The following is a 12,408-nucleotide window of genomic DNA, read 5'->3' as shown; positions in this document are numbered from 1 at the left end:
GTCAGGCGGGATCGACGCGGCCGCGGCTCCCGTCCACCCTGACCCGCTGCCCGTCCCGCAGCACGGAGGTGCCGTCGCCGGTCGCCATGACCGCCGGCACCCCGTATTCCCGCGCGACGATCGCCGCATGGGACCCCAGGCCGCCGGTGTCCACGACCACCGCGGCGGCCCGGGCGAACAGCGGCGTCCACGACGGGTTCGTGTTGGGGCACACCAGCACCTCCCCCGCCCGCAGCGACGCGAAGCCCTCGGGCCCGGACACGACCCGCACCGGCCCCTCCGCGACGCCGCCGCTCGCGGGCGTCCCGGTGAGCAGTGCGCCGCCGCCGTCCGCGCCGGTGCGGACGCGGGCGAACAGCCCCGGGTCGAGCATCGGGACGCCCGCGTACTCACGCCTGAGCCGGCCCCTGCGGGCGGCGAGGCCGCGCACCCGGGCGGCCTCGCCGTCGTCCATCACCACCGGGTCAGCGAGGGCGGCCAGCTCGTCGAAGCGGAGGTCGAACACGTCCTCGGGGGCAGCCAGCGCGCCGACCTCCGCGAGGCGGCGGCCCAGCTCTAGGAACGTGTGGCGCAGCGGCGGCAGCACCCGGCAGGCCTGGAAGTGCGTGTCCTCGCGGAACGCGAGCCCGCGGCGGCAGGCCGCGACCACCGCGCGGGCAGCCGCCGCCGCGCGCCGCGGGCGCAGGAGCGGGTGTGCGAGGAGCTCTGCGAGGGCCTCGGCGGACCGGTCCGGCCGTGGGCCGCCGGGCGGTGCCGCCGCGAGGGACATCAGGATGGCGGCGACCGGGGTGGGATCGTCGCGCCACGTGGGCGCGGTCGCCAGGAGCACGCTGACGGACTCGCGGTGGCCATACTCGGTGAGGAACGCCTCCAGCTCCGCCGCGAAGCCCGCGAACTCGGGGCGCTCCCGCACGGCGCGCAGGAACCCGGGCGGGTCGAGCGCGGCCGCCGCGCTGGCCAGCTCGGGATCGGTGCGGACGACGCCGGCAAGCACCTCGAGCGCGTCGTTGCCGTCCCGCGTTCGGGTCCGCTCGCCCGCCACGAGCGGCGACGCGAGCCGGCCGAGCCCGACCGCGGCGAGCAGGAGCCGCAGCGGGGCGAAGGGGACGAACGCCGAGGGCAGGTACCGCACCCGGATCCTGGCAACCGGCTCGAGCGCGGCGTTGCAGCGGTCCACCCGCCGCACGAGGTCCGGCCAGGGCAGCCCAGCGGGGTCCTCGGCCTCGAGGGCGGCGATGGCGGCATCGAACTCGGCCATCAGCGGGTCGGCGGTCCAGCGGCGCACGTCGTAGCGGCGCATCCGCCGGGCCACGGACAGCGGCGCCCCGACCATGAGCAGGCTCGGCCTGGGCCGCGGCGGGACGAGCTGGAGGGGAACGCCGTCGCGCTCGTGGATCACCTGGTCGAGGGGCGGGAAGCGGACCCCGACGCTGCCGGCCATGAGGTGCAGCATCGGCAGCACGCCGCGGGCGAGCCACCCCGTGACGTCCAAGGGGTGCGGGCGGACCGCGAACATCTCGAGGAAGAACGGCCCCACCGTGCGCTGGATCCGGCCGAGTTCCGGCGGCGCCAGCGGAAGGGCCGTCACGGGACGGGCCTGGACGAGGCTGATACGTCCGTCCGCGAGCGCCCACTCGATGTCCTGCGGCGCCTCCTCCCCCGCCAGTCCGCTGAAATGCCGTTCGGCCCGGACCGCGAGCGCGGCCAGCTGCGACGCGGCGGTGTCGGAGAGGACGCGGGGCGCGCCCTCGGATCGCGGCACCACGGAGCGGACGGCGCCGTCGCGCCCGAGGACGAGCCGCTCGGGCGTGACCTCGCCCGAGACGACGGCCTCCCCGAGCCCCGGAGCCGCGTCGACGACCAGCTCGTCGCGGCGGCCCGTGAGCGGGTTGGCCGTGAACAGCACCCCCGCCGCCTCCGCGGGGACCATCCGCTGGATCACGACGGCGATCGCGACCTCGTGCGGGTCGATCCCCTGGCGCCTCCGGTAGTCGACCGCACGGTCGGTCCAGAGGGAGGCCCAGCAGCGGCGCACGGCGTCGAGCACGGCATCGGTGCCGTGGACGTCCAAGAAGGTGTCCTGCTGCCCGGCGAACGCGGCGCCGGGCAGGTCCTCGGCGGTCGCACTGGACCGGACCGCCACGCGCATCCCGTCGGGGCCGAGGTCCGCCAGGGCCGCGGCGATCTCGTGCCGCGCCGCGGGGGCCAGGGGCGTGCTGGTCAGGAGGTCCCTTGCGCGGGCGGGGTCTTCCGCGGCCGCCTCGGGGTCGAGTCCGGCGGCTGCGGCGTGGGCGCGGTACGCCGCCGTCGTCACAACGAAGCCGGGCGGGACCGGGAGCCCGGCGGCCATCAGCTCCCCGAGGTTCGCGCCCTTGCCGCCCACGGCGGGCAGGTCGCCCGCACCCACTGCGGCGAGCGGGAGGACACGAGGTGGGGTGGCGCCGTCGTCCATCACCCCACGCTACCGCCGCCCGCCTCGAATCTGGAGGTCAGAAGGTGCCCCCAGAAAGGGGCGGGAGGGCCGCCCCGTGTGCGGCGGGGCAGCCCTCCCAGAAGACCGGCGCCGTCTAAACCGCCGGGGTCATGGCCGTCTCAGGCGAGACGGGACTTGAGGGACTCGAGCTCGGCCGTGATGCTCTTCGGCAGCGAGCCGCCGAACCGCTCGAACCACTCGGTGAGGCCGGGAAGCTCGTTGAGCCACTCCTCGCGGTCGAAGCGGACCGCATCCTCGACCTCGGCCTCGGTCATGTCGAGGCCGGTGAGGTCCAGGCTCGACGGCGTGGGCACGTGGCCGATCGGGGTCTCAACAGCGTCCGCGGTGCCCTCAATGCGCTCGATGGCCCACTTGAGGACACGGCTGTTGTCGCCGAACCCGGGCCACGCGAAGCCGCCGTCCCTCGTGCGGCGGAACCAGTTCACGAGGAAGATCTTGGGCAGCTTCTCGGGGTTGGCCTTCGCGGAGACCCGCACCCAGTGGGCGAGGTAGTCGCCCGCGTCGTAGCCGATGAAGGGCAGCATCGCCATCGGGTCGCGGCGCACGACGCCGACGGCGCCGGCGGCGGCCGCCGTGGTCTCCGAGGAGAGCGTGGCGCCGTAGAAGATGCCCTGGGCCCAGCTGCGGGACTGCGTCACGAGCGGGACGGTCGTCTTGCGGCGGCCGCCGAACAGGATCGCGTTGACCTCGACGCCGTCCGGCGCGAAGTACTCCGGGGCCAGCATGTCGATCTGGTCGATCGGGGTGCAGAACCGGGAGTTCGGGTGCGCGGCCGGCCGGTCGGCGTCCGGGGTCCAGTCGTTGCCCTGCCAGTCCGTGAGGTGGCGGGGGACCTCCTCGGTCATGCCCTCCCACCACACGCCGCCGTCGTCGGTGAGGGCCACGTTGGTGAAGATGCTGTTGCCCTTGGCGATGGCGCGCATCGCGTTCGGGTTGGTACCCCAGCCGGTGCCGGGCGCGACGCCGAACAGGCCCGCCTCGGGGTTGACCGCGCGGAGCTCGCCTTCCTTGCCGAAGCGCATCCAGGTGATGTCGTCGCCGAGCGTCTCGACCTTCCAGCCCTCGATCGTCGGGTCGAGGAGCGCGAGGTTGGTCTTGCCGCACGCCGACGGGAACGCGGCGGCGACGTTGTAGACCTTGTTCTCGGGGCTCGTGAGCTTGAGGATGAGCATGTGCTCGGCGAGCCAACCCTCGTCGCGCGCCATGACGGAGGCGATGCGCAGGGCATAGCACTTCTTGCCGAGCAGGGCGTTGCCGCCGTAGCCCGAACCGTAGGACCAGATGGAGCGCTCCTCCGGGAAGTGCACGATCCACTTCTCCGGGTTGCACGGCCATGGCACGTCCTCCTGGCCCTCCTCGAGCGGGGCGCCGACGGAGTGGAGCGCGGGCACGAAGAACGCCCGGGTCTGCTCGATCTTCTTCAGCACGTCGGTGCCGATGCGCGCCATGATGCGCATCGAGGCCACGACGTAGGCGGAGTCGGTGATCTCGACGCCGAACTTGGGATCCTCGGCGTCGAGGTGGCCCATGACGAACGGGATCACGTACATGGTGCGGCCGCGCATGGAGCCCTCGAAGAGGCCCGTGAGCTTCTCCTTCATGGCGTCCGGGTCCATCCAGTTGTTGGTGAAGCCGGCGTCGCGCTCGTTGCGCGAGCAGATGAAGGTCTGCTCCTCGACGCGGGCCACGTCCGCGGGGTCGGAGAAGGCCGCGAAGGAGTTGGGGAACAGCTCGGGGTTCAGGCGTGTGAGGGTTCCAGCGGCGACGAGCTCGTCGGTCAGCTGCCGGTACTCCGCCTCGGAGCCGTCGACCCAGTGGATGTGGTCGGGCCTCGTCAGTTCGGCGATGTCCTCGACCCAGGAGAGCAGGGGCTCGTACGTGGTGGGGGCTTCCGCGAGCAGCGGCAGACGAGTTTCGCCCATGTCGGTCTCCTTCGGTGGGGTCGGCGTGTCCTTCCCATGCTAGGGAAGGTGGTCTGTACCACCCGGGGCGAAAGTCCCTGATTTGAGAGCGCGGATGCCGAAATTGCCGTGTTTCCGGGGTCGAAGAGCGACATCTATCCTATTTAAGTGATCAAGGTCACGTAGACCGGTCTAGAATTTGTGGCGCTGTGTGGCGGTGGTGACCGCCACACTGGGGCAATTTGGAGTTGGCACGCTGTTCGCGTACAGTTATTCGAGGCCGAACGGGGCGGGAACAAACCGAACGGCACGCAAGCGCCCATAGCTCAGCTGGATAGAGCGTCTGTCTACGGAACAGAAGGCCGGGGGTTCGAATCCCTCTGGGCGCACCATCTGAAGGACCCGGTCACCGCGCCCGGGTCCTTCTTGCGTTTCGGGTACACATCTCGCCGCCCTTTTCCCCTTTCGGGTACGCATCTCGCCGCCCTTTTCCCGTTTCGGGTACGCGTGGCGCCGCCCCTGGCCAGGGCTCGACACCCGCTGTGCCGGTTCAAGCAGCTCCGACGCTGTGGCCTCGTTCCGGTTCCCGCGGGTCGGCTTCTGGAAGTCAGCTTATGCGGGTCACCGCCCGCCTCCCGTCTGAAGGTCACCTCCTGAGTGTCAATGTCTGGACAATGACGCCCAGGACCTGACCTATAGAAGGTGACCCTCAGGACCTGACCTTCAGAAGGTGACCCTCAGAACGTGACCTTCAGGAGCTGACCTTCAGACGGGGGGGCGAGGGGGGCGGCGGAGGGGGTGGCCGCGGCGGGGCGGTCCCGTAGCATGCTGGGGTGGACACTGAGTACGACGTCATTGTGATCGGCGGCGGCGCGGCCGGCGAGAACGCCGCGGACCGCGCCGTCAAGGGGGGCCTGACGGCGGCCATCGTGGAGCGCAGCCTCCTCGGCGGCGCCTGCTCCTACTGGGCCTGCGAGCCGTCCAAGGCGCTCCTGCGTCCCGGCACCGCCCTGAGCGCGGCCCGCCGCGTCCCGGGCGCCCGCGAGGCGGTCACGGGCAGCCTCGACCTCCGGGCGGTGCTCGCACACCGCGACGAGGCCTCGAGCAACTGGGACGACTCCTCGCAGGTGGAATGGGCCGAGGGCGCGGGCATCGCCCTCATCCGCGGCACCGCCCGCCTCACGGGCGCCAAGCGGCTGTGGGTGACCGGCGACGACGGCGACCACTTCGCGCTCACGGCGCGCCACGCCGTCGTGCTCGCGACCGGTTCGGTGCCCTCCCTCCCGAAGATCCCCGGGCTGGCTGGCATCCACCCCTGGACCACCCCGGATGCGACGAGCGCGCAGGAGGTCCCCGAGAGCCTCGCGGTGATCGGCGCGGGCGTGGCGGGCGCCGAGCTCGCGCAGGCCTTCGCGCGGCTCGGCTCGAAGGTCACCGTCCTGGCCCGCGGCACGTTCCTGAGCGCGTTCCCCGAGGACGCGCGCCGGCTCGTGGCCGAGGGGCTGCGCGCCGACGGCGTGGAGATCCTCGAGGGCGTCAGCCCCGAGCGTGCCGACCTGACGGACGACGGCGCCGCCCGCCTCACGCTCCCGGGTGGCCGCGAGCTCGTGGCCGAGCGGGTCCTCGTTGCCGCTGGGCGCCGGGCCGCGCTGGACGGACTCGGGCTGCCCGCGTTCGGGATCGAGCCGCCGTCGCTCAAGGTCGACGAGTCCGGCCGCGTCCAGGGGCTCTCCTGGCTGTACGCGGTGGGCGACTGCTCCGGCGGCCCCAAGCTCACCCACCAGGGCAAGTACCAGGCCCGCATCACGGGCGACGCGATCGTGGCCCGCGCCCGGGGCGAGCTCGGCGGCGCCGCCCCGGCCCCGTGGAGCCGCTGGGCCCGTACCGCGGACGTCCTCGCGGTGCCGCACGTGGTGTTCACCGATCCGGAGGTCGCCTCGGTCGGCCTGACTGAGGAGGACGCCTGGGAGGCGGGCATCCGCGTGCGCCCCGTGGAGCTGCCCATCTCGGTGGCCGGCGCATGGCAGCACGCCGAGGACTACGAGGGCTGGGCCCAATTCCTCGTCGACGAGGACACGCGCACGCTCGTGGGCGCGTGCTTCGCCGGCCCGGACGTGGCCGAGCTCCTGCACGCGGCCACCATCGCCATCGCCGGCGAGGTCCCGCTCGAGCGGCTCTGGCACGCCACCCCCGCCTTCCCGACGGTCAGCGAGGTCTGGCTGCGGTTCCTCGAGGCCTACGGCCTCTGACCTTGGGGCCCCACAGGGCCCCAGGGTGCCTTCCGCCGGAGCGGGAGGGCGGCAGTCAGAACTGGCTGTGGGCCGCGGTGGCGGGGTCTCCGCCGATGCGCTCGCCCGTCTCGAGGGCGGTGATCGCCTCGACCTCGGCGGGGCTGAGCGCCAGCGCGGCGGCGGCGAGGTTCTCGGCCATCCGCTCCCGCGTCGCGGTCTTCGGGATCACGATCGTGCCCTGGGCGAGGTGCCACGCGAGCACCGCCTGCGCCGGGGTGGCCCCGTGCGCGGCCGCCGCGTCCCGCACCGCGTCCGCGTCGAGGTCCGCCCCCTGGCCCAGCGGGCTGTAGGCCTCGACGGCGATGCCCTTGGCGCGGCACAGGTCCGCGAGCGCACGCTGCTGGAAGGTGGGGTGGAGCTCGATCTGGTTCAGCGCCGGGGTCACGGTGGCGGTCGCGAGGAGCGTGTCGAGGTGGTCCGGAAGGAAGTTCGAGACGCCGATCGCCCGCACATGCCCCTCGGCGTAGGCCTCCTCGAGCTGGCCCCACGCCGCGGTGTACAGCCCCTGCGACGGGACCGGCCAGTGGATCAGATAGAGGTCCAGGTAGTCGAGCCCGAGGGCCGAGCGGCTGTCGTCGAAGGCCTCGCGGGCCCTGCCCTGGTCCCCGTTGCGCAGCTTCGTGGTGATGAACAGCTCCTCGCGCGGGATCCCGGCGGCCGCGATGGCTGCGCCGACCCCGGCCTCGTTGCGGTAGGCGGCGGCGGTGTCGATGTGCCGGTACCCGGCCTCGAGCGCCTCCTCGACCACGCGCTGGGTCTCGTCCGGAGGGACCTGGAAGACGCCGAAGCCGAGCTGCGGGATCTCGACGCCGTTGTTCAGCGCCACGGTGGGAACGGAGCTCTGCTGTGCGGGGGACATGGGGTCTCCTCCTTCTCTGGGTGGGTGGTGGGGCTGGCGCTCGCTGCTACGGGGTCCACGCCCCCGGCTCGACAGCCCAGGCAAGCCGGTGGAGCGCTGTGGCAAGCCGGGCCCGGACGGCGGCCGTCCGGCGGGTGATGCCCCCGCGGTCGTCCACGACCGGCGAGTCCGGCAGGGCGCTGAGGGCCGTGTGGTGGCGGAGGGGGATGACGAGGGCATAGGCGATCGACGCCGAGTGGTCCATGGTCCTTCTTCTGGCGAGAGCTGGGAGGCGTCGGCCCGCCCGCGCGGGGCCGGCCTCCGCCCCCGTGCGGTACCCCTTCACGCTAGGCGGCCCGGCGCGGCCTTGTCATCGCGTGACCCGTGCCCTGCGCTTCCTAGGAGTGGCAGGCCTACCCTCAGCCGGGAATAGCCGTGGAACCGGGGCGGCCTCCCGGCCAGAATGGACCCCATGGGTCAGAGTGCGGAATTCGGTCGGTTCCTCAGGGCAATGCGTGGGCGGCTCTCGCCCGAGGAGGCAGGGCTCCCGACGGCGGGCGCGCGGCGCGTGCCCGGCCTGCGCCGGGAGGAGATCGCGCTCATGGCGGGAGTCAGCACCGACTACTACACCCGGCTCGAGCAGGGGCGCAACATCCACCCCTCCCGCTCGGTCCTGGACGCGGTGGCACGCGCCCTGCGCCTCGACGAGGGCGAGCGGGCGCACATGATCGACCTGCTCGAGCACTGCGCCCTCTCCCAGCGGACCCCGGTCCCGCAGGAGACCGTGCGCCCCGCGCTCCGGCAGCTCCTGGCCTCCGTGGGGACCGTGCCGGCGCTCGTGCTGGGGCGCCGCACGGATGTCCTCGCCGGAAACCGGCTGGCCTTCCTGCTCCTGGCCGACTTCCCCGCCATGCCGGTGGGCGAACGCAACCTCACCCGCTGGATGATCCTGGACCCCGCGGCACGCGAGCTCTTCACGGACTGGCACGCGGTCGCGGCCGAGGCGGCGGGCGCCCTGCGGGTGGACATCGGCCGGCACCCCAACGACCCCCAGGCCAACCAGCTCGTCGGCGACCTCGCCGTGCACAGCGAGGAGTTCCGGCAGTGGTGGGCGGGCCACCGGGTCGTCACCACGCACGCGGGGACGCTCCGCCTGCGCCATCCGGTGGTGGGCGACCTCGAGCTGTCCTTCGAGGACCTCGCCCCGCGGCACGATCCTGACCAGACCCTGCGGGTCTTCACCGCCGCCCCGGGGTCGGCCTCCGCAGACTCCCTCGCGCTGCTGGGCAGCTTCGGCGCGGACAGCTTCACCGACAAGGCGCCCGACGGCGCCGACCGCCCCGCTGCTCCCCGGCGCCCCTGACGCCCCTCCCTACTCCGCGGGCCCGAACGACCGGCGCCGCAGGCTGCGGCGCTGCGGCACCCGACCGCGCCCGCCCGGCTTTGTACTGACCGGTCAGTTTTCCTATAATCGGTAGCATGCTTTCAGTTAGTGCTCTGCGAGTCGCCGGTCGGCACGGCGACCTCGTGCCCCCCACCTCCTTCGACGCCGCCCCCGGGGAGCTCACCCTCGTCCGCGGCGACGGCCAGGAGCACCGCACAGCCCTTGCCCTGGCCGCCACGGGCCGCTGCGCCCCGAGCGGCGGTATGGCCCGATGGGGCGCCCCGCGCGGAAGCGCGCGCAAGGACCTCAGGGCGCTGCGCCGCGCGAGCGCAATCGTCGACGCCCCCGCGATCAACGAGGCCGAGCTCCATGTGCGGGTGCGCGACCTCGTCGCCGAGGACCTCGCCCTCCTCCCCCGCCGCCATCGCGGCCCCCTCCGGCCCGAGGCGTGGCTCACCGTCAACGCCTTCGCTGACGTCGCGGGCGAGTGGGCCCAGAACCTCCCGGCCGCGCGCCGCACGGAGCTCCTCACGGCGCTCGCGCTTGCCAACCCCGAGACCGGCCTCCTCATGCTCGACTCCCCCGACCGCCACGCGGACCAGGCGTCGGCGTGGCTGCCGTTCCTCGCCGCGACCGTGGCCCGCGGGGGCGGCCACTCGCCGTCGTCGCCGTCGTCGCAGACATCCCCGAGGGCTGGGACGGCCCGAGGGCGGAGATCGGCAACGCCGCCGGGCACTGCCCGGAAGCGCATCCCGACGCCGAGTCCGGACCCGCAGCGCCCGGCGGAGCGGCGGTCCCCGCGGGTGCGCGGGCCCGGACGGAGGTGCCGGCATGACCGTCCTCCGCCTCGCACGCTCGGAGCTGAAGCGCATGACCTACGGGCTGCTGCCGAAGCTCATGATCCTCGCGCTCACCGTGGTCCCGCTCCTGTACGGTGCCGTGTACCTGTACGCGAACTGGGACCCCTACAAGAACCTGGACCGGATCCCGGCCGCGCTCGTCGTCGAGGACCAGGGCGCGCAGCTGCCCGACGGCTCACGCCTCGACGCCGGCGGCAAGGTCGCCGAGGGCCTCGTGGACGGGCACCTCTTCGACTGGCACCGCGTCACCAGCACCGCGGAGGCCGACGAGGACGTCCGGACAGGCACCTACTCGTTCTCCCTGACCCTGCCGGCCGACTTCTCCAGGAACCTCGCCTCCCCGGCAAGCTTCGACGCGGCGCACCAGGCCATGCTCAAGGTCACGACCAACGACGCGAACAACTACCTGCTCTCAACGATCGTGGACAAGGTCACGACCGCGGTCCACGACTCCGTGGCCAAGCAGGTCGGGACGGACACGGCGGCGCGGCTCCTCTCGGGCTACGGCACCATCCACGCCCAGCTCGCCTCCGCCTCGGACGGCGCGGACAGGCTCGCCGCCGGGCTGGACACGCTCAAGGGCGGCTCGGCCCAGCTCGCCGACGGGGCCTCCCAGCTGCACGCCGGGGCGGACCAGCTCGTGGCCGGCCAGGAGCGCCTCACCAGCGGCGCCGCCCAGCTGCGCGATGGGTCCGCCCAGCTGGCCTCCGGCCTCGACACGCTGCGGGCCAAGAGCGCCACGCTGCCCGCAGACACCCGGCGCCTGGCCGACGGCGCCGCGCAGGTCGCCGCAGGCAACGCCGCCCTCAACAGCAAGGTCCAGGCCGCGGCCAGCGCCGCAGACGCCGCCAGCGCGGCCCTTCCGGACCGCGCCCGCCAGACCGCCCAGGCCCTCGTGGCCTCCGGCGTGCTCACCCAGGCCCAGGCAGACAGGGTCGTCTCCGACCTCGCCGCCCAGGCCTCGGCGCCGGCCGCCGACGCCGCGAAGCAGCTGCACACCGCCGCCGGGCAGGTCCAGCAGCTCGCGGCCGGCTCCCAGCAGGTTTCGGACGGCGCCGCCCAGCTAGCCTCGGGCATGCCGGCCCTCACCGGGGCGATCGGGCAGGCGGACGACGGCGCCCGCTCGCTGTCCGCGGGGGCCGCGCAGCTCGCGTCCGGCCAGCAGGCGGCGCTGGACGGGGCCCGCACCCTCGATGCCGGAGCCGCGAAGCTCGACACCGGCGCGGCCCAGCTGAGCGACGGCGCCGCCCGGGCCGACGCAGGCTCGCACGACCTCGCCCGGGGGCTCGCGGCCGGAGCGGGGAAGGTCCCCAACCCGTCCCAGCAGCAGACCCAGCAGCTCGCGAACGTGATGGGCGATCCCGTGGCGGTCGACCATGCGGCGCAGACCAAGGCCGCCTCCTACGGCGCGGGCCTCGCCCCGTTCTTCCTCTCCCTGGCGATGTGGGTGGGCATCTTCATGCTGACCCAGGCCATGCGTCCGTTCACGCTGCGCGCCCTGGCCTCGAACGCCCCGGCGTGGAAGGTCGCGCTGGGCGGCTGGCTGCCGTTTGCCGTGGTCTCGGCCGCACAGGCCACGCTCCTGACCGGGGTCGTGGACTTCGCCCTCGGCCTGGACCCCGCGCACCCGCTGCTCATGTGGCTGTTCCTCCTGCTCGGGGGCATCGCCTTCAGCGCCCTGATCCAGGGCATCATTGCGCTGCTGGGCACGAGCGGGAAGTTCGTGGTGCTGATCCTGCTCATCCTGCAGCTCGTCTCCTCGGGCGGAACCTTCCCCTGGCAGGTGACGCCCACGGCGTTCCAGGTAGCGCACCAGATCCTTCCGATGGGCTATATGGTGACGGGCATGCGCCACCTCATCTACGGCGGGGACATGTCCGGGATCCTGCCGATCGTGCTGGGCCTGATCGGCTACACGCTGCTGGGCGGGGTGCTCAACCTCCTCGGCACCCGCAAGAACATGACGTGGCGGCTCAAGACGCTCCAGCCGGAGATCACGGTATGAGCCGGGCGACGCCCCGGACGCGCGGGACCCGGCAGCGCCTCTTCGACGCCGCGATCGAGCTGATCGGCCAGCGCGGGGCCGAGGCCGTGACGGTCGACGAGATCGCGGCGGCCGCGGGGGTCGCCAAGGGCACCGTCTACTACAACTTCGGCAGCAAGAACGAGCTCGTGGCCCAGCTCCTCGAGTACGGCATGGGAATCCTTCTGGAGGCCCTGCGGGGCCCCGCGGCGGAGGCCAGACCGGGCGCGGACGTGCTCGCCGAGGTCCGGGGCATGGTGGGCCGGGCGCTGGGGTTCATCGAGGGCTACCCGGCCTTCGTGCGGCTGTGGATGGGCGAGCAGTGGCGCGCCGGCGGCACGTGGCAGCCGGTGCTGGCGGGGATGCGTGCCGCGGTGCTGGCCGAGATCCGCGCGGCCCTGGAACGGGTGGCCGGGAAGGTCCCGCCGGTTCCGGGCCACGATCTCGGGACCGTGGCCACGGCCCTCTTCGGGGCTGCGTTCATGGTGGGCGTGGACCGGGTCTCCGCCGTCCCCGCGAAGCCGGCCGGGCCCGCCGTCGAGGCCGTGGTGGCGGTCGCCGCGGGCGCCTTCGGCCTCCGGGAGCCTGCCGACGACACGATGTCACACCAGTAACAT

At 73.5% G+C, this 12,408-nt stretch carries 10 protein-coding genes and 1 tRNA gene; 6 read left to right on the top strand and 5 right to left on the bottom strand.

The window, feature by feature from the left end; translation table 11 throughout:
• Window position 1 precedes the first annotated feature (1 nt).
• Window positions 2-2,452, bottom strand: a complete 2,451-nt coding sequence (locus SA2016_RS03145; protein WP_066495170.1) for a PEP/pyruvate-binding domain-containing protein — start codon at window positions 2,450-2,452, stop codon at window positions 2-4.
• Between the two features lie 140 nt (window positions 2,453-2,592).
• Complete coding sequence (locus tag SA2016_RS03140) at window positions 2,593-4,416, bottom strand: phosphoenolpyruvate carboxykinase (GTP) (RefSeq protein WP_066495168.1); 1,824 nt, start codon at window positions 4,414-4,416, stop codon at window positions 2,593-2,595.
• A 294-nt stretch (window positions 4,417-4,710) separates the two neighbouring features.
• Between SA2016_RS03140 and SA2016_RS03135 the strand changes: the two genes are divergently transcribed.
• Window positions 4,711-4,787: transfer RNA gene (locus SA2016_RS03135), tRNA-Arg, on the top strand.
• A 441-nt stretch (window positions 4,788-5,228) separates the two neighbouring features.
• Window positions 5,229-6,644, top strand: coding sequence for a dihydrolipoyl dehydrogenase family protein (locus SA2016_RS03130; protein ID WP_066495161.1), 1,416 nt, complete (start codon window positions 5,229-5,231; stop codon window positions 6,642-6,644).
• A gap of 55 nt (window positions 6,645-6,699) precedes the next feature.
• Here SA2016_RS03130 and SA2016_RS03125 read toward each other — a convergent pair whose 3' ends face one another.
• Both SA2016_RS03125 and SA2016_RS03120 read right to left on the bottom strand, forming a co-directional pair.
• A complete protein-coding gene (locus SA2016_RS03125) occupies window positions 6,700-7,545 on the bottom strand; it encodes an aldo/keto reductase (RefSeq protein WP_066495159.1) in 846 nt (281 codons plus the stop codon).
• Between the two features lie 46 nt (window positions 7,546-7,591).
• A complete protein-coding gene (locus SA2016_RS03120) occupies window positions 7,592-7,789 on the bottom strand; it encodes a hypothetical protein (protein WP_066495158.1) in 198 nt (65 codons plus the stop codon).
• Between the two features lie 207 nt (window positions 7,790-7,996).
• On the opposite strand from SA2016_RS03120, the gene SA2016_RS03115 reads away from it, so the two are divergent.
• Window positions 7,997-8,887, top strand: coding sequence for a helix-turn-helix transcriptional regulator (locus SA2016_RS03115; protein WP_066495155.1), 891 nt, complete (start codon window positions 7,997-7,999; stop codon window positions 8,885-8,887).
• A gap of 122 nt (window positions 8,888-9,009) precedes the next feature.
• On the opposite strand, the gene SA2016_RS21880 is transcribed toward SA2016_RS03115, so the two are convergent.
• Window positions 9,010-9,501 (bottom strand): hypothetical protein, encoded by a 492-nt coding sequence (locus SA2016_RS21880; protein WP_066495153.1) that lies wholly within the window; start codon window positions 9,499-9,501, stop codon window positions 9,010-9,012.
• Window positions 9,502-9,518: 17 nt separating this feature from the next.
• Between SA2016_RS21880 and SA2016_RS21875 the strand changes: the two genes are divergently transcribed.
• Genes SA2016_RS21875 through SA2016_RS03100 form a run of 3 tightly spaced genes read left to right on the top strand, consistent with a single transcriptional unit; the run spans window position 9,519 to window position 12,405 of the window.
• The gene (locus SA2016_RS21875) at window positions 9,519-9,743 is read left to right on the top strand and encodes a hypothetical protein (RefSeq protein ID WP_179948366.1); all 225 of its coding nucleotides are present in this window, start codon (window positions 9,519-9,521) and stop codon (window positions 9,741-9,743) included.
• Window positions 9,740-11,773 (top strand): YhgE/Pip domain-containing protein, encoded by a 2,034-nt coding sequence (locus SA2016_RS03105; protein ID WP_066495151.1) that lies wholly within the window; start codon window positions 9,740-9,742, stop codon window positions 11,771-11,773. The genes SA2016_RS21875 and SA2016_RS03105 overlap by 4 nt, the downstream gene beginning before the upstream one ends.
• Window positions 11,770-12,405, top strand: a complete 636-nt coding sequence (locus tag SA2016_RS03100) for a TetR/AcrR family transcriptional regulator (protein ID WP_066495150.1) — start codon at window positions 11,770-11,772, stop codon at window positions 12,403-12,405. The genes SA2016_RS03105 and SA2016_RS03100 overlap by 4 nt, the downstream gene beginning before the upstream one ends.
• The last annotated feature ends 3 nt before the right edge of the window (window positions 12,406-12,408 follow it).

It is taken from the genome of Sinomonas atrocyanea (assembly GCF_001577305.1).
GTDB lineage: Bacteria > Actinomycetota > Actinomycetes > Actinomycetales > Micrococcaceae > Sinomonas > Sinomonas atrocyanea.
This window is presented reverse-complemented; position numbering and strand designations above follow the sequence as displayed.